A 23,611-nucleotide genomic window follows, 5' to 3' on the forward strand; every position below is an offset into this window, starting at 1 on the left:
GCCCCGGAAGTCACAGCCAGCCGTTGCGCCGGAAGCCGCGGTACAGCGCCAGGCACGCCACGGATATGACGCCGATGACCAAGGGGTAGCCGAACCTCCAGTGCAGCTCCGGCATGTGATCGAAGTTCATGCCGTACACCCCGCAGACCATCGTCGGCACGGCGATCACCGCGGCCCAGGCCGTGATCTTCCGCATGTCCTCGTTCTGAGCGACCGTCACCTGCGCGAGATGGGCCTGCAGGATCGAGTTGAGCAGTTCGTCGAAGGCCGCGATCTGCTCCTTGGCGCGCATGAGGTGGTCCAGGACGTCCCTGAAGTAGGCCTGTATCTCCGGGTCGACCACCCGGATCGGCCGGGTCGCGAGATCCTCGACCGGGCGGGCGAGCGGCACCACGGCCCGCTTCAGTTCGAGCAGTTCACGCTTCATCTGGTAGATCCGGCCCGGGTCGGCCCGTGCGCCGTTCTCCGCGAACACGTCCGTCTCGACCTGGTCGATGTCCTCCTGGACCGAGTCGGTGACGCTCAGATAGTCGTCGACGACGTGGTCGGCGATCGCGTGCAGGACCGCGGCCGGGCCCTTGGCGAGCTGCTGGGGGTGCGATTCCAGCTCCTCGCGCAGCGGTCCCAGTGAGCCATGCATGCCATGGCGGACAGTGATCACGAAGTCCTCGCCGACGAACACCATGATCTCGCCGGTGTTCACCACCTCGCTGGTCGCGGTCAGCTTCTCGTGCTCGACGTAGCAGACCGTCTTGAACACCGCGAACAGCGTCTCGCCGTACCGCTCCAGCTTCGGGCGCTGATGGGCCTCGACCGCGTCCTCCACCGCCAGTGGATGCAGGTCGAAGAGCTCCGCGATACCCGCGAACTCCCGGTCCGTCGGCTCGTGCAGCCCCAGCCACACGAAGCCGTGTCCGCTCTTGCGTACCCGCTGCACCGTGTCGACCAGGTCACCGCCCGCGGGCACCCGTACGCCGTCGCGATAGGTCACGCAGTTGACCACCGAGGAGCCCAGCGGGGACCTGGCCGGGTGGCTCAGGTCGACGCGGGGGCGCCGACGGGCCAGCCGTGCCACCTTGCGGAGGCCACCGACCCTGCTGAGGCTGGTGACCTTCCGCAGATTCCCTGCCATGGACATCTGGATCTCCTTGCGTGGATCTCCCGGACTCGGCGCCGGGTGGCTGCGACGAGCCGCTTTCCCGTGCCTTGGCCGGCCAGTCTGCCAGGTTCGGGTAAGCGGCGGTTGAGGCTGTGGGAACAGGAGATTCCGCTTTGTTCCCGTCTGTGGAAAAGCGGTTTGCCCGAGTTGGGCGGGTCTTCTGGTCCCCGGGATCGCGTCGGCCGCACCGCACAAGCCCGGCAACTGGGATGATCGCGGCATGACGCGATCCGACGGGTACCTCCTGGACAACCGGCGGTCGGAGGCGGCCGAGCGCTTCGACGCCTTCGCCACCCTCTTCGACCCCACGACGTTCCGGCACATCGAAGGATTCGGCATCGGGTCCGGCTGGCGCTGCTGGGAGGTCGGCGCGGGCGGCACCTCGGTGGTGTCCTGGCTGGCCAAGAAGGTCGGTCCGACCGGCAAGGTCGTGGCGACCGACATCGACACGACCCGGCTCGCCTCCGCAGGCCGGCCGCCGGTGGAGGTCCGGGTCCACGACGTGGGCACCGAGGAACCGCCGGGGGAGGGCTTCGACCTGGTGCACGCCCGGCTCGTCCTCGTCCATGTCCCCGACCGCGAGAGGGCGTTGCGGTCGATGGTCGAGTCCCTGCGTCCTGGTGGCCGCATCCTCGTCGAGGACGCCGACCCCGCCCTGCAGCCGCTGCTCTGCCCCGACGAGCACGGCCCGGACCAGCGCCTCGCCAACCGGCTGCGGCAAGGTTTCCGCCGGCTCCTCGCCGAGCGCGGCGCCGATCTCTCCTACGGCCGCCGTCTACCGCGGCTGCTGCGCGAGGCCGGACTGCGCCGTGTCGAGGCCGAGGCGTACTTCCCGCTCACCTCACCGGCCTGCGTGGCCCTCGAATCGGCCACCGTCCGCCAGGTCCGCGCCCAGCTCGTCGAAGCGGGCCTGGCCACGGACGAGGAGATCGACCGCCACCTGACCAACATCGAGACCGGCAGCATGGACCTGGCGACCGCTCCGATGATCTCGGCGTGGGGGAGGAAGGAGTAGCCGGTAGGGAGACGCGTGGGGGAGTCAGCGACGGTTGGCTGCCGGTCTCGTCCGCGTCGCCCGCCGTCTCGCCAAAGGGACGGGCGGTTGCCGGTCTCGTCCGCGTCGCCCGCGGTCACCCCCGCCCCGGCGGTCTCGCTCCCACCCGTTCGACGGCCAGTGCCCCCGCTCGGCAGCCTTCCTGCGCCGCCGTTTCCGGGGTGGCGCCCGAGATCAGCGCGCCCAGGAACGCGCCGGTGAAGGCGTCGCCGGCCCCCGTGGTGTCCGTGGCGTGGACCGGGACCGCAGGGACGTCCGCGGTCACCGTTCCCGCGCGGGCGACCAGCGCGCCGTCCGCTCCCCGCTTGGCGACCACCAGCGGGATGTGCCGGCTCAGCTTGGCCGCCGCGTCCGCCGGATCGGGCAGCCCTGTGAGCAGACACGCCTCGTCCCGGCTGGGCAGCAGCAGATCCACTCCGTCGACGAGTTCCAGGAACCGGTCGACCCCCAGGTCCCGCAGAAAACCGGCCGACGCGGGGTCCAGACTCACCGGCACCCCACGTGCGCGTGCCGAGTCCAGCGCCACCCTCACCAGCGCGCGGCTCGGCTCGGAGAACAGCAGATAGCCCGAGAGGTGCAGCCGGGCCACCCCGTCGAGCATCCCGTCCGACCAGTCACCCGGCTCCAGCCGCAAAGACGCCCCGCTGTCGGTCAGAAACGTCCGCTCGCCCGAAGCGCCCGTGTCGACCAGGCAGATCACCGTCCCGGTCGGCGCCTCGGGATCGACGACGAGCAGGGGCCGTACCCCGCACGCGGCGAGCGCGCGCTCGTGCCAGTCCGCCGCGTCCGCTCCCACCCGTCCTAGCAGCCGTACCTCCGGACAGCCCCGATGGGCCGCCCAGCACGCCACGTTGGCACCCGCGCCTCCCGGCAGCGTCCGGATCGCGGAGGCCGTGTCGGTTCCCGCGGCGAGCGGCCCTTGGTGCCGGGCGACCACATCCGTGATCACGTCCCCGACGACCAGCAGCGCACCGGTCCGCGAACCGAGCGAGCCCGCTTGCCCGGCCGAGCCGCCCGGCTCCGTCGTCATCCCGCTGCCCAGGCCGCCGCGATTCGCGCCGCCAGCCGTACGTTTCCGCGCACCGCCGCGAGGTTCGCGGTCAGCGAGGCCCCGTCGGTGTGCCGTACCAGGTAGTCCAGCAGGAAGGGCGTGACGGCCTGTCCGGTGACGCCCTCCGCCTCGCACGCGTGCAGCGCGTCGGCGAGCACACGCGCGTGCAACTCGGGATCCAGCTGTTCCTTTGGGGGCACGGGGTTGGCGACGATCAGCGCCGACTCGGGGCCGTCGAGGGAGTCCTGCGCCCGCATGACGTCGGCGACCTGCGCGGGGCTGTCCAGCGTCCAGTCCACCGGGTGTCCCGAATCCGACAGATAGAAGCCGGGGAAGTGGTCCGTGCCGTATCCGGCCACGGCGACCCCGAGCGTCTCCAGCCGTTGCAGCGTCGCCTGCACGTCCAGGATCGACTTCACGCCCGCGCACACCACCGTGATCCGCGTCCGGGCCAGCAACCCCAGGTCGGCGGACTCGTCCTGCGTGACCGTCCACTCCCGGTGCACCCCGCCGAGCCCGCCCGTCGCGAACACCCGCACGCCTGCCTGGGCCGCCAGCAGCGCCGTCGCCGACACCGTGGTCGCCCCGCTCGCCCCCGACGCCACCGCGAGTGGCAGGTCCCGGTGGCCCAGCTTGCGGATCCCGTCCTCGTTGGCGACCCGCTCCAGCTGGTCCTTGTCCAGCCCCACATGAGGCCGCCCGTCCAGCACCGCGATCGTCGCGGGAACGGCGCCCTCCCGCCGTACGACCTCCTCCAGCTCCAGCGCGACCTGCAGGTTGCGCGGGCGCGGCAGACCGTGCGCGATGATCGTGGACTCGAGAGCCACCACGGGTCGACGCGCGTCGATCGCCTCGCGTACTTCCTCCGACACCATGAGCACCACGCGCCTGCCTCCTGTCGTTCGGTCCTCCCTCATCTCTGGCGGGAGGTGTGCCCGGTCAAACCCTTGCGGCCTGTGGTGGACGACACCAGCCTGGGGTGCATGACCGACAACACGACACGTCTCGACCACGTCGTCCTGTGGGTGCGCGACCCGGTCGCCTCGGCCGACTTCTACGAGAAGACGGTCGGCCTCCGGCCCCTCCGGGTCCTCGAGTTCACCGAGGGGAAGGTCTCCTTCCCTTCCGTGCGGCTGAACGACGAGACCATCCTCGACCTCATGCCCCATTCCACCGCGCCGCGCATGAAAATGCTCCCCGGCGCCGCCGACAGCGCGGGCCACCCGGTCAACCACGTCTGCATAGCCCTGCCGGGCGACGACTTCGACACCCTCCACAGCCGTCTTGAGGAGCGCGCCGTCCCCGTCTCCGAGTTCTCGTACGACTCCTTCGGCGCCCGCGGGAACGCCCGGCGCAGCTTCTACTTCCGCGACCCGGACGGCAACGTCCTGGAGGCCCGGCACTACGACTGACAGGCGCAGGGGCCGGCCACGCGCGCGGCCGCTCCCTGGGACGACGTCAGAACAGCGGCTCGGGCAGCACTCCCTCCAGGGCCAGCAGCTTCCGCTTGGTCTCCAGACCGCCCCCGAACCCGCCGATGCCGCCGTCGCTCTCGACGACCCGATGGCAGGGCACCACGACCGGCAGCGGGTTGGATCCCATCGCCACGCCCACCGCCTGTGCCGCCCCGGGCTGTCCCACCCGCCCGGCCAGGTCGCCGTAGCCCACCACCGCCCCGTACGGCACCCCGGACGCCAGCTCGCGCAGCACCTGACGGTTGAACCCGGAGATCAGCGACCAGTCCAACGGCAGCTCGAAGTCACGCCGCTCGCCCGCGAAGTACGCCTGGACCTGCCGTATCGCCTCGGCCAGCAAAGGTGAGTCCGGTGCCTCGACCGGCTCGCGGCCCAGCCGCGCCGCGAGCCGGTCCACCGCCTTGTCGCGCACCGCGTCCGTGGCATGGAACACGACGTTGACCAGGCCCTCGCGGGTCGCGGCGAGCAGCAGCGGACCGATGCCGGTGCCCACCACCGCCCATACGACCTGCTGTTCGTACTCCCCATGGCTGTCCATGCGCCCACCGTACGGCCCGCCACTGACAACGTCCGGCGCGGCGGATCGGCTCAGGGTGCCTGCAGCGCCGCCCGGACCACGTCGGCCTTGTTGGTGATGACGCCGTCGACGCCGTACCGCTCCACGCGCCGGGCGACGGCCGCGTCGTCCACGGTCCAGGCGAACACCGTCAGCGGCCTGCCGTGCGGTCCCTTGAACGCGTGCACCGAGGTGACGTATCCCGTCGAGATCGTGCGGTAGGACGGGTTGATCCCGTCGGTGAAGGCCGCGTACTGGTGCAGGTCCGCCACCAGCGGGGTGCCGAGCAGGGCGGTCCTGACGGCCGGCGCGAGGTCGTGGACGATCCGCAGGCTGTCCGCGCTGAAGCTCTGCACGATCAGCCGGCCGGCGAGATGCCGCCGGTCCAGCCAGCCCTCGTTGCCGAGGACCTTCAGGGTCTCCCGCTCGATGCCGGGGTACAGCTGCGGGTTCTTGATCTCCAGGAGCAGCTTCTGGTGGTTGTGCTCCACCTCCCGCATGTACTGCGTCAGCGTCGGCACGCGCGTGCCCGCGTACTGGTGACCGAACCAGCTGCCCGCGTCCAGGCGCGCGATCTCGGCGGCGGTGAAGTCCTTCACCTTCCAGGGGGACCGGCCGGGGAAGAGTTGCTTGACGTTCGTCGTGCGCCCCAGGTTGTCGTCGTGGATGACGACGAGTTCGCCGTCCTTGGTGCGCTGGACGTCGTTCTCGACCCAGAAGACACCCATCGCGGCCGCCTTGTCGATGGAGGCCAGGGTGTTCTCGGGCGCGTAGGCGGCCGCGCCCCGGTGGCCGATGACCAGCGGAGCCGGGCCCTCGGCGACATCGCCCGCCCGGGCGTCGTTGTGCGGCAGCAGGAAGGCGGCGGCCCCCAGCAGCGCGGTGCAGACGACGGCGACTACGCGCGCGTACATGCGTACTCCTAGCATCGGGCAATCACGTACTGCTCAACTGTGACAGCAGAGCGTCAACGATGTCGGGGTACAGAATGACCACACAATGAATGGCGTTGCCCACGTCCGCTCACTGGTGCCGCACAACTGGGGCAACGACGTGTTTCTTTGCCGGAAAATCGTTCGACCATTCCGGTGGGGGCCATACTCTCTGCCTCAACCCTGACCGCTGGGGCGGTTCTGGGAGGGGGTGCATTTCAGAGGATTCCGGGACGTAAAAGGGCGGGAAGGGCAGCCGCACATGCAAGGCACGGTCGACGGATTCAGCTACGGACTCGTCACACCGGTGGTGGCTTTTCTCATGGCCTCTCTCGGTGGCGCCCTCGGCCTGCGCTGCACCACCAGATCCATGCTCGTCGCCCACTCCTGGCGCCCCGGCTGGCTCGCCCTCGGTGCGGTGGCCATCGCGTCCGGCATATGGACCATGCACTTCGTCGCCATGATGGGGTTCAAGGTCAGGCAGGCGCCGATCCACTACGACAAGGCGATGACGTTCGCCAGCCTCGGCGTCGCGATCGTCATGGTGGGCATCGGGATCTTCATCGTCGGCTACCGGGGCGCGAGGGGGACCGCTCTGTTCACCGGCGGCACCATCACCGGTCTGGGCATCGCCTCGATGCACTACCTGGGCATGGCAGCGATGCGCCTGAACGGGCGACTGGAGTACAACACCCTCACCGTCGCCGCCTCCGTCGTCATCGCCATGGCCGCCGCCACCGCCGCCCTGTGGGCGGCCGGACAGATCCGCGGGTTCCTGTGGAGCGTGGGCGCCAGCCTCGTCATGGGGCTCGCCGTGAGCGGCATGCACTACACCGGGATGGCCGCCCTGAGCGTCCATCTCCACGGCACGGCGGCCCCGACCGAGGGTGAGTCGGCCGCGGCGCTGCTGTGGCCCCTGCTGATCGGCCCGCTCGCCTTCCTGCTGCTCGCGGCCGTGGTCGTGGTGTTCGACCCGATGATGGTCATGGGCAAGCCCGACTGGACCCCCGTCGAGCACAAGCCCGGCGTCCCGGCCCATCCCGCCGTCCACCACCCGGCGCACCGTCCCCCGCTCCGCCCGGTCCGGCAGGCCGTCCAACGCGGCTCACGCACCCCGCAGAACCGCTGACCCGACCGCATTGTCAGTGGGGGGTCGTACGGTGGATCCCATGCGGCCCGTTTCCAACATCGAACGCACGGTGGCGCCCTTCGAGGTCGTCAGCCCCTACCAGCCCAGCGGCGACCAGCCGGCGGCCATCGCCGAGCTGGCCAAGCGCATCGAGGCCGGTGAGAAGGACGTCGTCCTGCTGGGCGCGACCGGCACCGGCAAGTCCGCCACCACCGCGTGGATGATCGAGAAGCTCCAGCGCCCCACCCTCGTGATGGCGCCGAACAAGACCCTGGCCGCCCAGCTGGCGAACGAGTTCCGCGAACTGCTGCCCAACAACGCGGTCGAGTACTTCGTCTCGTACTACGACTACTACCAGCCCGAGGCGTACGTCCCGCAGTCGGACACGTACATCGAGAAGGACTCCTCGATCAACGAGGAGGTCGAGCGGCTGCGCCACTCCGCGACCAACTCGTTGCTCACCCGCCGCGACGTCGTGGTGGTCGCCTCCGTCTCCTGCATCTACGGCCTCGGTACACCCCAGGAGTACGTGGACCGCATGGTCCCCCTGAGGGTGGGCGACGAGATGGACCGGGACCAGCTGCTGCGCCGCTTCGTGGACATCCAGTACACCCGCAACGACCTGGCCTTCACCCGGGGCACCTTCCGCGTCCGCGGCGACACCATCGAGATCTTCCCGGTCTACGAGGAGCTCGCGGTCCGCATCGAGATGTTCGGCGACGAGATCGAGGCACTCTCCACGCTGCACCCGATCACCGGCGAGATCATCAGCGACGACGAGCAGCTGTACGTCTTCCCCGCCTCCCACTACGTCGCCGGACCCGAGCGCATGGAGCGGGCCATCAACGACATCGAGAAGGAGCTCGGCGAGCGCCTGGCCGAGCTGGAGAAACAGGGCAAGCTCCTGGAGGCGCAGCGCCTGCGGATGCGGACGACGTACGACCTCGAGATGCTCCGCCAGATCGGCTCCTGCTCCGGCGTCGAGAACTACTCGATGCACTTCGACGGCCGCTCGCCCGGCTCCCCGCCCAACACCCTGCTGGACTACTTCCCGGACGACTTCCTCCTGGTCATCGACGAGTCGCACAACACGGTCCCGCAGATCGGCGCCATGTACGAGGGCGACGCCTCCCGCAAGCGCACCCTCGTCGACCACGGCTTCCGCCTGCCCTCCGCCCTCGACAACCGCCCGCTGAAGTGGGAGGAGTTCCAGAAGCGCATCGGGCAGACGGTGTATCTGTCGGCCACCCCGGGCAAGTACGAGCTCTCGCGCGCGGACGGCGTCGTCGAGCAGATCATCCGCCCCACCGGCCTCGTCGACCCGGAGGTGGTCGTCAAGCCCACCGAGGGCCAGATCGACGACCTGGTGCACGAGATCCGCACCCGCACCGAGAAGGACGAGCGCGTCCTGGTCACCACCCTCACCAAGAAGATGGCCGAGGACCTCACCGACTACTTCCTGGAGCTCGGCATCCACGTGCGCTACCTGCACAGCGACGTCGACACCCTGCGCCGCGTCGAACTGCTGCGCGAGCTGCGCTCCGGTGAGTTCGACGTGCTGGTCGGCATCAACCTCCTGCGTGAGGGTCTCGACCTGCCCGAGGTGTCCCTGGTGGCGATCCTCGACGCCGACAAGGAGGGCTTCCTGCGCTCGGGCACCTCCCTGATCCAGACCATCGGCCGCGCGGCGCGCAACGTCTCCGGCCAGGTCCACATGTACGCCGACAAGATCACCCCGGCGATGGAGAAGGCCATCGAGGAGACCAACCGGCGCCGGGAGAAGCAGGTCGCGTACAACAAGGAGCGGGGCATCGACCCGCAGCCGCTGCGCAAGAAGATCAACGACATCGTGGCCCAGATCGCCCGCGAGGACGTCGACACCGAACAACTGCTCGGCTCGGGTTACCGCAAGTCGAAGGACGGCAAGGGCGCCAAGGCACCCGTGCCCGCCCTCGGCGGCAAGGCGGCCGCCGGTACCAAGAAGGCCAAGGGCAAGGCGAAGGAGACCGTCCCCACCGACCGCCCGGCGGCCGAACTCGCCGAGCAGATCGAGGAGATGACGGCGCGTATGCGCGCCGCGGCTGCGGACCTCCAGTTCGAGATCGCGGCCCGGCTGCGCGACGAGGTGTCCGAGATGAAGAAGGAGCTGCGCCAGATGAGGGAGGCGGGTCTGGCCTGACCCTCCCTGCAGCCGCCGGACCTCGGCACATGCGGACTGTGTTGCAAGACCGACACAAAGTACGAGCCGGGGTTCGGCACTGTCGGTGCCGCTGCGTAGGGTTCTGGACAACCGCGGAATCCGCGGCAACAGGGGACAGTTCGAGAGGGGAACCAGCCGTGACCGTCAACATGACCAAGGGTCAGGCCATCAGTCTGCAGAAGAACGACGGGGGCAGCCTGACCGCGGTGCGCATGGGTCTCGGGTGGCAGGCGGCTCCCCGGCGCGGTCTGTTCGGCTCGCGCACCCGTGAGATCGACCTGGACGCCTCCGCCGTCCTGTTCGCGGACAAGCAGCCGGTCGACGTCGTCTTCTTCCGCCACCTCGTCAGCGACGACGGCTCGGTCCGCCACACCGGTGACAACCTCGTCGGCGGTGTCGGCCAGGGCGGCGACGACGAGGCGATCCTCGTGGACCTGGCGCGGGTCCCGGTCCACATCGACCAGATCGTCTTCACGGTGAACTCGTTCACCGGGCAGACCTTCCAGGAGGTGCAGAACGCGTTCTGCCGCCTGGTCGACGAGACCAACGGCCAGGAACTCGCGCGGTACACACTCGCGGGTGGCGGCGCCTACACCGCCCAGATCATGGCCAAGGTGCACCGAGCCGGCGCCGGTTGGACGCTGACCGCTCTCGGCACCCCGGCCAACGGCCGTACCTTCCAGGACCTGATGCCGTCGATCCTGCCGCACCTGTAGGGCCACCCGACGACCGCACACGAGACGACGGCAGCGACACAGGGGGGACGAGGGCGATGACGGCCGAGCTGGTGCGGGGGCAGAACCACCCGCTCTCCCAGGTCCGTCTCGAGATCCGGGTCTCGGCCGGCACGCCGGTCGTCGCCTCGGCCACGCTCGGCGACGAGCACGGCAGGGCGCGCGGCGTGGAAGGGGTCGCCCACCCCGGCGCGCCCACCCTGCCCGGTCTGGAGGTGTCCCGGCAGGCGGCCGCCGACCACCGGCTCGCGGTCGACCTGGGTGCCATGCCCGAGGCCGTGCACCGCGTCCATGTGCTGCTCGCCCTCCCCGACGGGGGGCCGGTGAGCTTCGGTGCCGTCGCCGCTCCGTTCGTCGCCGTCACCGGCCTCGACGGCACCGAGGTCGCCAGCTACACGATCACCGGCCTGGACGCGGAGTCCGCCGTCGTCGCCGTGGAGCTGTACCGCCGGCAGGGCGCCTGGAAGGTGCGCGCCGTCGGCCAGGGATACGCCGGCGGTCTCGCCGAACTCTTCAGCGATCAGGGCCTGCCCGAGCCGCAGCGGCTCGCGGCCCGCATCGACGAGGCGGTCAGCCAGAGCCTGGCCCGAGCGGTACCGGCACCCCCGCAGCACTCGGCGGACGGTGACCGGACCCGCCAGACGGCGGTGCCGGCCCCAGGCCCTGACCAGGCCGGAGCGTCCCACTGCGGCTCAGGCCCGGCCGCACCGCAGCAGCCGGCCAACCCGTACGGCGTCCCGGCACCGCCGACCGCTCCCTACGGCGCTCAGAGCACCACCGCGGGTGGCGCCCCGCAGCCCGGAATCCCGCCCATGGACCCCTCCGCCGCCACCCAGCCCTCCGCGCCCGGCGGTCCGATCAACTACAGTCACCCGGCCCGGCAGACCGCCGCGCCGCCGCCCCCACCGCCGACCGCGCCTACCGCCGCTCCCGGACAGCCCGCCCAGCCGGTCGCGGGTGACGCCACGGGTTGGTCGATGGACGAGCGGCTCTACAACCAGATCTGGGGCATGTTCGAGGACCTGGCCCGCACCACGGCCGCGTACCGCAGCGCCGTGGACTTCGCCGACTCGCGCATGGAGAAGGAACTCGACCAGGCCCTGTCCGACCCGCGCAACAGGATCGGCGGCCAGGGCGAGGCCGCCCGCGAGACGGCCCGCGCCAAGCACGCCGACCTGGTCGACCAGGCCCGGGCGGCTCTCGACCGCGATCTCGCCCAGCTGTCCGCCGAGTCCGACGTCGTCGAACCCGCGCTCCCACCCGCCTACGCCCGCTGGGACAACCCGGTGTGGCACGCCTACCGGGTCCCGATGGAGATCCCGATGGCCCTGCGCCTGGGCGACCTCTACCTGCCCGAGAGTGAGCTGCTGCGCATCCCGATGCTGGTACGGCTGCCCCTGGAACGCGGTCTGTGGATCGACGCGGGATTCACCGAGGCGTACGACGAGTCGTTCGCCGACGCCCATGAACTGCGCCACCGCGCGATGGAGACCGCGGTGGCACTGGCCGCCAGGCTGCTCGCGGTCTATCCGGCCGGCGAGTTCACCGTGCAGGTCGTCGATCCGGCGGGGTCCGGATCCCGGGCGCTCGCGCCGCTGGTGCGGACCGGCGTCCTCCCTGCCCCGCCCGCCCAGGGGGCCGCGGGCGTGACGGACGTCCTGACCCGGCTCACCCAGCGCGTCGACCTGGTCCAGATGGCGGTGCGCGGTGGAGCGGCCGACTCCCTGCCACCCGGCCTGGACACGGCCGAGCAGCTGCTGATAGTCAACGACTTCCCGCACGGCTTCGACGACCGGGCCGTGACCCAGCTGCGCTACCTGGCGGACGAGGGACCGGCGGTCGGCGTCCACCTGATGATGGTCGCGGACCGCGAGGACGCCCAGGCCTACGGGCCTTTGCTCGACCCCCTGTGGCGTTCGCTGCTGCGACTCACCCCCCTGCCCGACGATCACCTCGCCGACCCGTGGGTCGGCCATGCGTGGACCTATGAACCGGCGCTGGTGCCACCCGGCAGTGAGGTGCTCCAGCAGGTGCTCACCTTGGTCGCGGCAGCCCGCACCAAGTAGACGTAAAGCGCTCTGAGCAGCGAGTTTGGCCTTTATTTTACCAATCTCTTTACCTTTCCTTGGTGGTTGGGGTACAGTTTTCCTCACGGAGGGGAGTACTCCCTATCTGCTGCGGCGTACCCGTCAGTACGGATCAACCAGATCCCGGGGCGTCGGCCCAGGGCCCGTGCCTGGGTGGAAGAGACCTCCGGTAGCGACGACGCTGACATTTGCCGTTACGTATGCCGGAGGCGCAGTGGATGTTTCCCCGACCCTGTGGGTCCTGACCATCGTGGGCCTTGCCGCCCTCATCGCGGTCGACTTCTTCATCGGCCGCAAGCCGCACGACGTCTCGATCAAGGAAGCCGGGATCTGGACGGTCGTCTGGATCGCCCTCGCCGGGCTCTTCGGACTCGGCCTGCTCGTCTTCGGCGGCGGCGAGGCCGGCGGCGAGTTCTTCGCCGGCTTCATCACCGAGAAGTCGCTGAGCGTCGACAACCTCTTCGTCTTCGTCCTGATCATGGCGAAGTTCGCCGTGCCCTCGCAGTACCAGCAGCGCGTCCTGCTCGTCGGTGTGCTCATAGCCCTGGTCCTGCGGGCGATCTTCATCGCCGCCGGCGCCGCGATCCTCGCCAGCTTCTCCTGGGTGTTCTATCTCTTCGGCGCCTTCCTGATCTGGACCGCCTGGAAGCTCATCCAGGAGGCCAGGGCCGACGAGGAGGACGAGGAGTTCGAGGAGAACAAGCTGCTCAAGGCCGCCGAGCGCAGGTTCGGTGTCGCCGACCGCTACCACGGCACCAAGCTGTGGATCCAGCAGAACGGCAAGCGGGTCATGACCCCGATGCTGGTGGTGATGCTGGCGATCGGCACCACGGACGTCCTCTTCGCGCTCGACTCGATCCCCGCGATCTTCGGCCTGACCCAGGACCCGTACATCGTCTTCACCGCGAACGCCTTCGCGCTGATGGGCCTTCGCCAGCTGTACTTCCTCATCGGCGGCCTGCTGAAGAAGCTCGTCCACCTCAGCTACGGTCTGTCGATCATCCTGGGCTTCATCGGCGTCAAGCTGGTGCTGCACGCGCTGCACGAGTCCGGCGTCCATGTCCCGGAGATCTCCATCCCCGTCTCCCTCGGCGTGATCTGCTCGGTCCTCATCGTCACCACGATCACGAGCCTGCGGGCGTCCAGGAAGCAGGCGGCGGCCGAGGCGGCGCAGTCGGAGAGCGAAGGCGCTCCGAAGGACAGCATCCAGGCCTGACCACGACCGACGTAGGAACAACCAGCACCGGGAGCGCCGCACGATGAATTGCCGACCACCGCTCCCGGTGCTTCCTTGGGAGCCGAGCGTTCCCGCACCGGGAGCGCCGTGGCCGGGTGGAGGAATCCATGGACGCACCCGTCAAGTTCGTACAGATCGTCGACTTCGAGACCGAGCGCATCGAGGAGATGCGCAAGCTGTCCGAGGAGATGGACGAGCGGTTCGCGAGCCGCAGCGGCGGTCCCACGCACCGCCTCGTCCTCAGGGACAGGAATCAGCCGAACCGCTACCTCGTGGTGATCGAGTTCAACTCCTACGAGGAGGCCATGGCCACCAGCAACGCTCCCGAGACGGCCGAGTTCGCGCAGCGCATGGCCGCGCTGTGCACCCGGCCGCCGACCTTCACCGACTGCGATCTGGAAGGGATGACCGAGTTCAAGTGACAGGCGCCAGGCCCCGCAACGCCGGAATGCGGGGCCTGTGCCCCTCTGTGAGGATCGCTCCATGATCGCTCGGTCCAGGTCGCTCACAACCCAGTGGACGCTCCTCATACCGGTTCTCGCGGTCGTTCTGCTGGTCTTCACCTGGGGGCGCGATCTGCCGGGCGCGGTGGTCGCGCTGGTCACGCTCGTTCTCGCGGGGGCCGTTCTGGCCGCTGTGCATCATGCGGAGGTGGTCGCCCACCGGGTCGGGGAGCCGTTCGGTTCCCTCGTTCTTGCCGTCGCCGTCACGATCATCGAGGTGGCGCTGATCGTCACGTTGATGGCGGACGGCGGCGACAAGAGTTCGACGCTGGCCAGGGACACGGTCTTCGCGGCCGTGATGATCACCTGCAACGGGATCGTCGGCCTCTGTCTCCTGGTCGCCTCCCTGCGACACGGCACGGCGGTGTTCAACCCCGAGGGCACCGGCGCCGCCCTCGCCACCGTGGCCACCCTGGCCACGCTCAGCCTGGTGCTGCCGACCTTCACCACCAGCAAACCCGGCCCGGAGTTCTCCGCCGTACAGCTGACCTTCGCCGCGATCTCCTCGCTGATCCTCTATGGCCTGTTCGTGACAACCCAGACCGTGCGGCACCGCGACTACTTCCTCCCCATCAGCCGCCAGGGCGAGGTGATCAGCGCCGACGACCACGCCGACGTCCCCTCCACGCGCACCGCGTGGATCAGCCTGGGTCTGCTCGGGCTCGCCCTGATCGGTGTGGTGGGCCTGGCCAAGGGGGTGTCGCCCACGATCGAGTCGGGCGTGGAGGCCGCGGGCCTGCATCATGCGGTCGTCGGTGTGATCATCGCCCTGCTGGTGCTGCTCCCCGAGACCATCGCCGCTCTGCGTTCGGCCCGCCGTGACCGCGTCCAGACCAGCCTGAACCTGGCGCTCGGCTCCGCCATGGCCAGCATCGGACTGACCATCCCCGCGGTCGCCCTGGCCTCGGTCTGGCTCTCCGGCCCGCTCGTCCTCGGCCTCGGCGCCACGCACATGGTGCTGCTGGCCCTGACCGTGGTGGTCAGCTCGCTGACGGTCGTGCCGGGCCGCGCCACACCACTGCAGGGCGGGGTGCATCTCGTGCTGTTCGCGGCGTACCTGGAGCTGGCGATCAACCCGTAGGCCGCCGCGTGATAGACCGGTCCGAGCAGCCCACCCTCACCGGACCGGAGGAACCGTGCCCCGCACCCTGGCCAACGCCCCGATCATGATCCTCAACGGGCCCAACCTGAACCTCCTCGGCCAGCGCCAGCCGGAGATCTACGGCAAGGACACCCTGGCCGACGTGGAGGCGCTGTGCGCCAAGGCGGCCGCCGCGCACGGCGGCACGGTGGACTTCCGGCAGTCCAACCACGAGGGCGAACTGGTGGACTGGATCCACGAGGCACGGCTGAACCACTGCGGGATCGTGATCAACCCGGGTGCCTACTCCCACACGTCGGTCGCGATCCTGGACGCCCTCAACACCTGCGACGGGCTGCCCGTCCTCGAGGTCCACATCTCCAACATCCACCAGCGCGAGTCATTCCGGCACCACTCGTACGTCTCGCTGCGCGCCGACGGCGTCATCGCGGGATGCGGTGTGCAGGGCTATGCCTTCGGCGTCGAGCGGGTGGTGGCGCTGGTGGGGGCGGCGCAGGCCGAGGCCTGAGGTCGGCCTGCGTACGAACCCGGCCTTCCGCCTGTGCAAGGCCCGGCCTGAGTAAGAGCGGCCCCGGCGCCTTCCGCCTGTAAGGCCCGGCCGCCATTGCGCGCGCCCCTTACAACCGCCCCGCCTCCACGATCCGCTTCAGGAAGCGCCGCGTGCGCTCCTCCTGCGGATCGCCGAAGATCTGCTCGGAGGTTCCGCGCTCCAGGACCACGCCCGAGTCCAGAAAACAAACCTGGTCGGCGACCTCCCGTGCGAAGCCCATCTCGTGCGTGGCCAGCATCATCGTCATGCCGTCGTCCTTGAGGTCGCGGACGACGGTGAGGACCTCGCCGACGAGCTCCGGGTCGAGCGCGGCCGTGATCTCGTCGAACAGGAGCAGCCGAGGGCGTACGGCGAGGGCGCGCACGATCGCCACACGCTGCTGCTGGCCGCCGCTCAGCCGGTCCGGGTACTCGCTCGCCTTCCCGCCCAGCCCGAGCCGCTCCAGCAGCTCCCTGGCCCGCTCCTCTGCCTCCGCTCGGGACACGCCGTGCACCCGCCGCGGAGCGAGAGTGATGTTGTCCAGGACCGTCATGTGCGGAAAGAGGTTGTACGCCTGGAAGACCACGCCGATACGGCGCCGTACGGCGTCCTGGTCCACGCGAGGGTCGGTGATCTCCTCGTCGTCCAGCCAGATCGCGCCGTCGTCGATCTCCTCCAGGAGGTTGGCGCACCGCAGCAGCGTCGACTTGCCGGAACCGGACGCGCCGATCAGCGCGGTCACCGTGTGCGGAGCGACCTCCAGATCGACGTCCCGCAGCACCACCGTGCCGCCGAACGTCTTGCGCACGGACTCCATGCGCAGCACGGGCGCGTCGCTCATATCGCTCCTCCCTGGGCCCGCTGCCGGTCCATCCGCGCCGTCACCCAGTCCGTGAACCGGGTCATCGGAATGGTCAGCGCCACAAAGACCAGGCCGGCCACGATGTACGGCGTGTAGTTCAGGCTGCGCTGGGCGATGATGTCGGACGCCCGCACCGCGTCGATGGCACCGCCGATCGACACGAGCCCGGTGTCCTTCTGGAGGGACACGAGGTCGTTCAGCAGGGGCGGCACCTGACGGCGTACGGCCTGCGGCAGCACCACGTGGCGCAACGCCTGCCGGTTGGTCAGGCCGAGCGAGCGGGCCGCGGCGCGCTGCGAGGGGTGTACGGACTCGATGCCGGCGCGGAACACCTCGGCGACGTACGCCGCGTAGGTCAGGGTCAGCGCCGTACCGCCGAGCCACACGGGATCGACGGTCACGCCCTGGAGACGCAGGGCGGGCACACCGAAGACGACGATCATCAGGTTGATGATCAGCGGCAGCCCGCGGAAGAAGTCCGTGTAGGCGGCCGCGAGTGCCCGCAACGGGAAGAACACCGGTCCGGGCAGGGTGCGCGCGACGGCGATCAGCATGCCCAGGAGGAGCACCAGGACACCGCAGATCAGCAGTAGCCGGATGTTCAGCCAGAGCCCTTCCAGGACCTTCGGGAACGCCTCGCGCGCGTAGTCCGCGTCGAAGAAGGTCTCCTTGGTGCGCTCCCAGCCCGGGGCACTGACGACGACCAGGTAGAGGACGACAGCGGTGACGAGGGTCGACACAGCGGCGATGGCCGTTGCGCGACGGGCACGCGCACGCTTGTACCGCTGGCGCTCCAGCCGCCGTTCGGACGGAACGTACTCGTCGGGCACGTCACCCTTGCCCGCGTCCTCCCCGGACTCCTCCTTGACGACCGTCACTTGAGCACCGGCGCGTCGACGGCGTCGGACAGCCACTGCTTCTCCAGCTTCGCCAGGGTGCCGTCCTTACGGAGGGCGTCCACGGCCGACGACACGCAGGAGGTGAGGGCGCTGCCCTTGTCGAGGACGAGCCCGAACTGTTCGGGTGTGCCGCCCTGGTTCTCGAACTGGCCGACGATCTTGGCATTGGGAACCTGGGCGGCGGTGACGTAGAAGGCGGTCGGCAGGTCGGTGACGATCGCGTCCACCTGACCGTTCTTGAGGGCGGAGATCGCCTGGTCGTTCTTGGAGAACGCGGCCGCCTCCTGCGACGGCTTCACCACGTCGCTGATGTAGTTCAGGCTCGTCGTACCGACCTGCGCGCCCAGCTTGAGGTTCTTCAGGTCCGCGATGCTGGTCGCCTTCGCGGCCTTGGAACCCTTGAGCGCGATGACGGCCTGGCGCACGTCGTAGTAGCCGGAGGAGAAGTCCACGGCCTTTTTGCGCTCGGCGCTGATCGACACCTGGTTGATGTCGAAGTCGAAGGTCTTCACACCGGGCGCGAAGGCCTTGTTGAAGGGAACGCTCTGCCAGACGACGGCGCTCTTGTCGTAACCGAGCTGCTGTGCGACGGCGTAGGCGACCGCCGACTCGAAGCCCTTGCCGTTGGCGGGCTTGTCGTCCTTGAACCAGGGCTCGTAAGCCGGTTCGTCGGTGGCGATCGTCAGCTTGCCGGAGGCCTTGGTGGCCAGTTCGCCCTTGGCGCAGGTGGTGCCGGTCGAACCGGACGGCGAGGCAGCCGCCTTCTCCTCCGGCTGCGGAGCGCAGCCGACGGCGGTGGCGAGCAGGGCTATCGTGGCCGCGGCTACGGCGCGGCGCAGTGCGCGAGGGGCCAGGTGCATGGCGGGAGATTGACAGTCGATCGCCCGTTTGTCGAGGTCACGACCGTAATTGTCCGCATAGTGGGAACGAGTGTTGCGGTCCTGTGAACAGTTCCCGGGCAGAGGCCGGGGCCGCCGGCCGAGGGCGGGGATTCGAAAGACCGGCGGCCCGTACCGCGCAGGAGCCGTCATCCTGTGCGGGGCTGCCTCCAGTTGACTGCGCAACGAAGTGCACCGGGAGCGCGCGCATGACACCGGCGCGTGCGAACGGTTCACACGGGGCGCGCATCTTCGGGCGTGCGCCGGGCGGGTGTTGAGAGTTCGCGCCGGGGATGTGACGCATCCGGCGCTCCGTGCGCTGTAGGGGTGACTCCCATGGGTCACCGGCCCGCCCTCACGAGGCGGCAAGCGGGCCGAGATGTGCGGGGGCGGCGGGTCGTGGCGGCCGGCCGCCCCTGTGCGGCGTCCCCGGCGGCCACCGGCCCGCCGTACCGGGCGAGTTCACCACCCGCGCGCGTGCCACTCCGGCAGGTGCGGGCGCTCCGCCCCCAGGGTGGTGTCGTTCCCATGGCCCGGGTAGACCCACGTCTCGTCCGGGAGCACGTCGAAGATCTTCGTCTCGACGTCGTGGATGAGACTGGCGAACGCCTCCGGATCCTTACGGGTGTTGCCGACGCCGCCCGGGAAGAGGCAGTCGCCCGTGAAGACATGGGGATGCCCGTGCGGGTCGTCGTACACGAGGGCGATGGAGCCCGGGGTGTGCCCCACCAGGTGGCGCGCGGTGAGCGCCACCTGTCCCACCCGGATGGTGTCGCCGTCGTCGACGAGGACGTCGGTCGGGACGGGGATGCCGGTGGCGTCGTCCCGGCCCGCGTACGTCCGGGCGCCGGTGGCCGACACGACCCGGGCGAGGGCCTGCCAGTGGTCGCCGTGCTGGTGCGTGGTGACGACGGAGGCGATGCCGTCGTCGCCGATCATGCCGAGCAGGGTGTCCGCGTCGTTGGCCGCGTCGATCAGCAACTGCTCGTCCGTGGCCCGGCAGCGCAGCAGATAGGTGTTGTTGTCCATCGGGCCGACCGCGATCTTGGTGATCATCAGGTCCTTGAGCTCGTGCACGTCCGCCGGGCCGCCGACCTTCACCTGTCCGCTGTACGTCATGGCGGTCAGCCTATAGCGGCGGAGCGCACCCGGGTCCCCCGCCGAGGCCCGTCGCTCGCGGTACGGCCTCGGCGGGGACCTGCCGCCGTGCTACAGCGGCGGGAGCTTCGGCAGCTCGCCGCCCTCGGTGGTCAGCTCCGAGCCGTCGCGGCGCCCGGCGAGCCAGCCCAGGAGGTCCGGTGCCGGACCGGTGACGGTGACCTCCGGGCCCTCGGCCTCCCGGCCCGTCCGCCACGCGCGTGTGCCGTCCGTCAGGCGGGTGGCCGCCACGTCCGGGTGGCCGGAGAAGCGCTCTGCGAGGAAGTCGATCTCCCGCTCCACGAATTCTCCGGGCAGGTCCTCCAGCTCGTAGCCGATGCCGAGGTCGACGTGGTGGAGCTCCACCTCGGCCCAGCGCCGGAACGGCACCCGGGACGCCGAGTCGGTGACCCCGTTGCGCAGCTCCACCGTGCGCGACCAGTCCGCCGGCACGGTCCCCGCGGCCTGGAAGCGGGCCGCGCTCTCCCGCAGGTCGGCGAGGTGCGCGTCGAGGGTGCGCGGGGCGTCCCGCTCGATGTCGCCGTCGCGGGCGTCCGCGGAGGGGTACATGGGCAGGCCCTCCAGGACGTTCACGAGGGCGTCCGCGTTGCGGGCGAGATGGGCGAGGACGTGGCCGCGGCTCCAGCCGGGAAGCCGTGACGGCTCGGCCGCCGACGCGTTGTCCATGCCGGCGGCTGCGGTGAGCAGCCGGTCCGTCGCGTCACGTACAGACGCCAGGTCATGACCGTGATCAATCATGGTGCTGACCCTAGCCCCGCCACACCTTTGGGTGAAGGTGGTGAAGCCGTGCCGTAAATCGAATGCGCGTGCTATATGGTCGGGAGTGGCGTCGGGCATGCTGGAGTGCCGGGGATTGTTATGCATCCGGGAATCCGACCGGCGTTGTCAGTGGCTCCCCCTAGTCTGAAGAAGCACGGGGGCCTCGCCCCTGTCACTTCTCTCAAGAAAGGTGCGGACCGGCGTGGCCGACCGTCTCATCGTCCGTGGCGCGCGCGAGCACAACCTGAAGAATGTCTCGCTCGACCTGCCGCGCGACTCGCTCATCGTCTTCACGGGCCTGTCGGGGTCGGGCAAGTCCTCGCTGGCCTTCGACACCATCTTCGCCGAGGGGCAGCGGCGCTATGTGGAGTCGCTCTCCTCGTACGCCCGCCAGTTCCTCGGGCAGATGGACAAGCCGGACGTCGACTTCATCGAGGGCCTGTCGCCGGCGGTCTCCATCGACCAGAAGTCGACCTCGCGCAACCCGCGCTCGACGGTCGGCACCATCACCGAGGTCTACGACTACCTGCGTCTGCTCTTCGCGCGCATCGGCAAGCCGCACTGTCCCGAGTGCGGCCGCCCGATCTCCCGCCAGTCGCCGCAGGCCATCGTGGACAGGGTCCTGGAGCTGCCGGAGGGCAGCCGCTTCCAGGTGCTCTCCCCGCTGGTGCGGGAGCGCAAGGGTGAGTTCGTCGACCTCTTCGCCGACCTGCAGACCAAGGGCTACTCCCGCGCGCGGGTCGACGGCGAGACCATCCAGCTCTCCAGCCCGCCCACGCTCAAGAAGCAGGAGAAGCACACCATCGAGGTGGTCGTCGACCGTCTCACGGTGAAGGACTCCGCCAAGCGTCGGCTCACCGACTCCGTGGAGACGGCCCTGGGCCTGTCCGGCGGCATGGTCGTGCTCGACTTCGTCGACCTCCCCGAGGACGACCCCGAGCGCGAGCGCATGTACTCGGAGCACCTGTACTGCCCGTACGACGACCTGTCCTTCGAGGAGCTGGAGCCCCGCTCCTTCTCCTTCAACTCGCCCTTCGGCGCCTGCCCCGAGTGCACCGGCATCGGCACGCGCATGGAGGTCGACCCCGAGCTGATCGTCCCCGACGAGGACAAGTCCCTCGACGAGGGTGCCATCCACCCCTGGTCGCACGGGCACACCAAGGACTACTTCGGCCGTCTGATCGGCGCCCTAGCGGACGCGCTCGGTTTCCGGACGGACATCCCCTTCGCCGGCCTGCCCCAGCGCGCCAAGAAGGCGCTGCTCTACGGCCACAAGACACAGATCGAGGTCCGCTACCGCAACAGGTACGGCCGCGAGCGTGTGTACACCACGCCCTTCGAGGGCGCCGTCCCCTTCGTGAAGCGCCGGCACAGCGAGGCCGAGAGCGACGCCAGCCGTGAGCGCTTCGAGGGCTACATGCGCGAGGTGCCCTGCCCCAGCTGTGAGGGCACGCGCCTGAAGCCGATCGTCCTCGCGGTCACCATCATGGAGAAGTCGATCGCCGAGGTCGCCGCGATGTCCATCAGCGACTGCGCGGACTTCCTGGGCGAGCTCAAGCTCAGCGCCCGCGACAAGAAGATCGCCGAGCGGGTGCTGAAGGAGGTCAACGAGCGGCTGCGCTTCCTGGTCGACGTCGGCCTGGACTACCTCTCGCTGAACCGCGCGGCCGGCACCCTCTCCGGCGGTGAGGCGCAGCGCATCCGCCTGGCCACCCAGATCGGCTCCGGTCTGGTCGGTGTGCTGTACGTGCTGGACGAGCCGTCCATCGGCCTGCACCAGCGCGACAACCACCGGCTGATCGAGACCCTGGTCCGGCTGCGTGACATGGGCAACACGCTCATCGTCGTCGAGCACGACGAGGACACCATCAAGGTCGCCGACTGGGTCGTGGACATCGGCCCCGGCGCCGGCGAGCACGGCGGCAAGGTCGTGCACAGCGGCTCCCTGAAGGAGCTGCTGGCCAACCCCGAGTCGCAGACCGGCCAGTACCTGTCCGGCAAGAAGGCGATCCCGGTCCCGGACATCCGGCGCCCGCAGGACCCGTCCCGGCGGCTCACCGTGCACGGTGCCCGCGAGAACAACCTGCAGGACATCGACGTGTCGTTCCCGCTGGGCGTCTTCACGGCCGTCACCGGCGTGTCCGGCTCCGGCAAGTCGACGCTGGTCAACGACATCCTGTACACGCACCTGGCCCGCGAGCTCAACGGGGCGCGCAGCGTCCCGGGGCGGCACACGCGCGTGGACGGCGACGACCTCGTCGACAAGGTCGTGCACGTCGACCAGTCGCCCATCGGCCGCACCCCGCGGTCCAACCCGGCGACGTACACCGGTGTCTTCGACCACATCCGCAAGCTGTTCGCCGAGACCACCGAGGCGAAGGTCCGCGGCTACCAGCCGGGCCGCTTCTCCTTCAACGTCAAGGGCGGCCGCTGCGAGAACTGTGCGGGCGACGGCACGATCAAGATCGAGATGAACTTCCTCCCGGACGTCTACGTCCCCTGCGAGGTCTGCCACGGCGCCCGCTACAACCGGGAGACGCTGGAGGTCCACTACAAGGGCAAGTCCATCTCCGAGGTCCTGAACATGCCGATCGAGGAGGCGATGAACTTCTTCGAGGCGGTTCCGGCGATCAACCGTCACCTCACGACGCTGAACGACGTCGGTCTCGGCTATGTCCGGCTCGGCCAGTCCGCGACCACGCTCTCCGGTGGTGAGGCGCAGCGCGTCAAGCTCGCCAGCGAGCTGCAGAAGCGCTCCACCGGCCGCACGGTCTACGTCCTCGACGAGCCGACCACCGGTCTGCACTTCGAGGACATCAGCAAGCTGCTGAAGGTCCTGGCCGGCCTGGTCGACAAGGGCAACACGGTCATCGTCATCGAGCACAACCTCGACGTGATCAAGACCGCCGACTGGGTCGTCGACATGGGTCCGGAGGGCGGCGCCGGCGGCGGACTCGTCGTCGCGGAGGGCACGCCCGAGGAGGTCGCCGGCGTTCCGGCCAGCCACACCGGTAAGTTCCTGCGCGAGATCCTCGGTGCCGACCGGATCAGCGACGCGGCCTCGGTACCGGCCCCGCGCAGGACGGCGGCACGGAAGACGGTCGCGGCGAAGTCACCGGCGAAGAAGACGGCGACAGCCAACGCGGCCAACGACACGGCCGCGAGGAAGGCGGCCGGGGCGACGAAGAAGACGGCCCCGGCGAAGAAGACGACCCGGGCACGGAAGGCCTGAGCCCGGCCGCCCGACACGGCGGAGAAAATCCTGAAAAGTACGGCGCCCCGCGGGAACTCCCGGCGGGGCGCCGCT

At 69.7% G+C, this 23,611-nt stretch carries 21 protein-coding genes; 11 read left to right on the top strand and 10 right to left on the bottom strand.

The window, feature by feature from the left end; genetic code table 11:
- Window positions 1–10: 10 nt before the first annotated feature.
- A complete protein-coding gene (locus ABZ453_RS03245; protein WP_359011003.1) occupies window positions 11–1,138 on the bottom strand; it encodes a magnesium and cobalt transport protein CorA in 1,128 nt (375 codons plus the stop codon).
- 241 nt (window positions 1,139–1,379) lie between these two features.
- On the opposite strand from ABZ453_RS03245, the gene ABZ453_RS03250 reads away from it, so the two are divergent.
- On the top strand, window positions 1,380–2,174 hold the full coding sequence (locus tag ABZ453_RS03250; RefSeq protein WP_359011005.1) for a methyltransferase domain-containing protein: 795 nt from the start codon (window positions 1,380–1,382) through the stop codon (window positions 2,172–2,174).
- Window positions 2,175–2,289: 115 nt separating this feature from the next.
- On the opposite strand, the gene ABZ453_RS03255 is transcribed toward ABZ453_RS03250, so the two are convergent.
- The gene (locus tag ABZ453_RS03255; RefSeq protein ID WP_359011007.1) at window positions 2,290–3,243 is read right to left on the bottom strand and encodes a sugar kinase; all 954 of its coding nucleotides are present in this window, start codon (window positions 3,241–3,243) and stop codon (window positions 2,290–2,292) included.
- Window positions 3,240–4,148 carry a pseudouridine-5'-phosphate glycosidase gene (locus ABZ453_RS03260; RefSeq protein ID WP_359011009.1) on the bottom strand — a complete coding sequence of 303 codons (909 nt, stop codon included), beginning with the start codon at window positions 4,146–4,148 and terminating at the stop codon, window positions 3,240–3,242. The genes ABZ453_RS03255 and ABZ453_RS03260 overlap by 4 nt, the downstream gene beginning before the upstream one ends.
- 99 nt (window positions 4,149–4,247) lie before the next feature.
- Between ABZ453_RS03260 and ABZ453_RS03265 the strand changes: the two genes are divergently transcribed.
- A complete protein-coding gene (locus ABZ453_RS03265) occupies window positions 4,248–4,676 on the top strand; it encodes a VOC family protein (protein ID WP_359011011.1) in 429 nt (142 codons plus the stop codon).
- 46 nt (window positions 4,677–4,722) lie between these two features.
- On the opposite strand, the gene ABZ453_RS03270 is transcribed toward ABZ453_RS03265, so the two are convergent.
- Together ABZ453_RS03270 and ABZ453_RS03275 are read right to left on the bottom strand one after the other, a co-directional pair.
- Window positions 4,723–5,277, bottom strand: a complete 555-nt coding sequence (locus tag ABZ453_RS03270) for a methylated-DNA--[protein]-cysteine S-methyltransferase (RefSeq protein WP_359011013.1) — start codon at window positions 5,275–5,277, stop codon at window positions 4,723–4,725.
- Window positions 5,278–5,327: 50 nt separating this feature from the next.
- Window positions 5,328–6,209, bottom strand: a complete 882-nt coding sequence (locus tag ABZ453_RS03275) for a glycerophosphodiester phosphodiesterase family protein (RefSeq protein WP_359011015.1) — start codon at window positions 6,207–6,209, stop codon at window positions 5,328–5,330.
- A 280-nt stretch (window positions 6,210–6,489) separates the two neighbouring features.
- Between ABZ453_RS03275 and ABZ453_RS03280 the strand changes: the two genes are divergently transcribed.
- The 8 genes from ABZ453_RS03280 to aroQ all read left to right on the top strand — a co-directional run bounded on the left by ABZ453_RS03280 (window position 6,490) and on the right by aroQ (window position 15,727).
- Window positions 6,490–7,356, top strand: coding sequence for an MHYT domain-containing protein (locus tag ABZ453_RS03280; RefSeq protein WP_359011017.1), 867 nt, complete (start codon window positions 6,490–6,492; stop codon window positions 7,354–7,356).
- 40 nt (window positions 7,357–7,396) lie between these two features.
- Window positions 7,397–9,535 carry an excinuclease ABC subunit UvrB gene (gene uvrB / locus ABZ453_RS03285; RefSeq protein WP_359011019.1) on the top strand — a complete coding sequence of 713 codons (2,139 nt, stop codon included), beginning with the start codon at window positions 7,397–7,399 and terminating at the stop codon, window positions 9,533–9,535.
- A 158-nt stretch (window positions 9,536–9,693) separates the two neighbouring features.
- The gene (locus tag ABZ453_RS03290) at window positions 9,694–10,272 is read left to right on the top strand and encodes a TerD family protein (RefSeq protein ID WP_133042700.1); all 579 of its coding nucleotides are present in this window, start codon (window positions 9,694–9,696) and stop codon (window positions 10,270–10,272) included.
- 56 nt (window positions 10,273–10,328) lie between these two features.
- A complete protein-coding gene (locus ABZ453_RS03295; protein ID WP_359011022.1) occupies window positions 10,329–12,356 on the top strand; it encodes a TerD family protein in 2,028 nt (675 codons plus the stop codon).
- Window positions 12,357–12,591: 235 nt separating this feature from the next.
- Complete coding sequence (locus tag ABZ453_RS03300) at window positions 12,592–13,593, top strand: TerC/Alx family metal homeostasis membrane protein (RefSeq protein ID WP_356761417.1); 1,002 nt, start codon at window positions 12,592–12,594, stop codon at window positions 13,591–13,593.
- Between the two features lie 128 nt (window positions 13,594–13,721).
- Complete coding sequence (locus ABZ453_RS03305) at window positions 13,722–14,036, top strand: hypothetical protein (RefSeq protein ID WP_356761416.1); 315 nt, start codon at window positions 13,722–13,724, stop codon at window positions 14,034–14,036.
- 61 nt (window positions 14,037–14,097) lie between these two features.
- Complete coding sequence (locus tag ABZ453_RS03310; protein ID WP_359011024.1) at window positions 14,098–15,198, top strand: ionic transporter y4hA; 1,101 nt, start codon at window positions 14,098–14,100, stop codon at window positions 15,196–15,198.
- A gap of 55 nt (window positions 15,199–15,253) precedes the next feature.
- Window positions 15,254–15,727, top strand: coding sequence for a type II 3-dehydroquinate dehydratase (aroQ, locus tag ABZ453_RS03315; protein WP_359011026.1), 474 nt, complete (start codon window positions 15,254–15,256; stop codon window positions 15,725–15,727).
- A gap of 109 nt (window positions 15,728–15,836) precedes the next feature.
- Here aroQ and ABZ453_RS03320 read toward each other — a convergent pair whose 3' ends face one another.
- The 5 genes from ABZ453_RS03320 to ABZ453_RS03340 all read right to left on the bottom strand — a co-directional run bounded on the left by ABZ453_RS03320 (window position 15,837) and on the right by ABZ453_RS03340 (window position 20,283).
- On the bottom strand, window positions 15,837–16,589 hold the full coding sequence (locus tag ABZ453_RS03320; RefSeq protein WP_359011028.1) for an amino acid ABC transporter ATP-binding protein: 753 nt from the start codon (window positions 16,587–16,589) through the stop codon (window positions 15,837–15,839).
- The gene (locus ABZ453_RS03325; RefSeq protein WP_359011030.1) at window positions 16,586–17,488 is read right to left on the bottom strand and encodes an amino acid ABC transporter permease; all 903 of its coding nucleotides are present in this window, start codon (window positions 17,486–17,488) and stop codon (window positions 16,586–16,588) included. The genes ABZ453_RS03320 and ABZ453_RS03325 overlap by 4 nt, the downstream gene beginning before the upstream one ends.
- Window positions 17,485–18,369 (bottom strand): ABC transporter substrate-binding protein, encoded by an 885-nt coding sequence (locus ABZ453_RS03330; RefSeq protein WP_359011032.1) that lies wholly within the window; start codon window positions 18,367–18,369, stop codon window positions 17,485–17,487. The genes ABZ453_RS03325 and ABZ453_RS03330 overlap by 4 nt, the downstream gene beginning before the upstream one ends.
- 480 nt (window positions 18,370–18,849) lie before the next feature.
- The gene (locus ABZ453_RS03335; protein ID WP_359011034.1) at window positions 18,850–19,506 is read right to left on the bottom strand and encodes an MBL fold metallo-hydrolase; all 657 of its coding nucleotides are present in this window, start codon (window positions 19,504–19,506) and stop codon (window positions 18,850–18,852) included.
- Window positions 19,507–19,596: 90 nt separating this feature from the next.
- Window positions 19,597–20,283 (bottom strand): maleylpyruvate isomerase family mycothiol-dependent enzyme, encoded by a 687-nt coding sequence (locus ABZ453_RS03340; RefSeq protein ID WP_359011036.1) that lies wholly within the window; start codon window positions 20,281–20,283, stop codon window positions 19,597–19,599.
- 223 nt (window positions 20,284–20,506) lie between these two features.
- Here ABZ453_RS03340 and uvrA point away from each other — a divergent pair, with 223 nt between their 5' ends.
- Complete coding sequence (gene uvrA, locus ABZ453_RS03345) at window positions 20,507–23,536, top strand: excinuclease ABC subunit UvrA (RefSeq protein ID WP_359011038.1); 3,030 nt, start codon at window positions 20,507–20,509, stop codon at window positions 23,534–23,536.
- Window positions 23,537–23,611 lie beyond the last annotated feature (75 nt).

The organism is Streptomyces sp. NPDC005799 (assembly GCF_040630525.1).
Classification (GTDB): Bacteria; Actinomycetota; Actinomycetes; order Streptomycetales; family Streptomycetaceae; genus Streptomyces; species Streptomyces griseorubiginosus_B.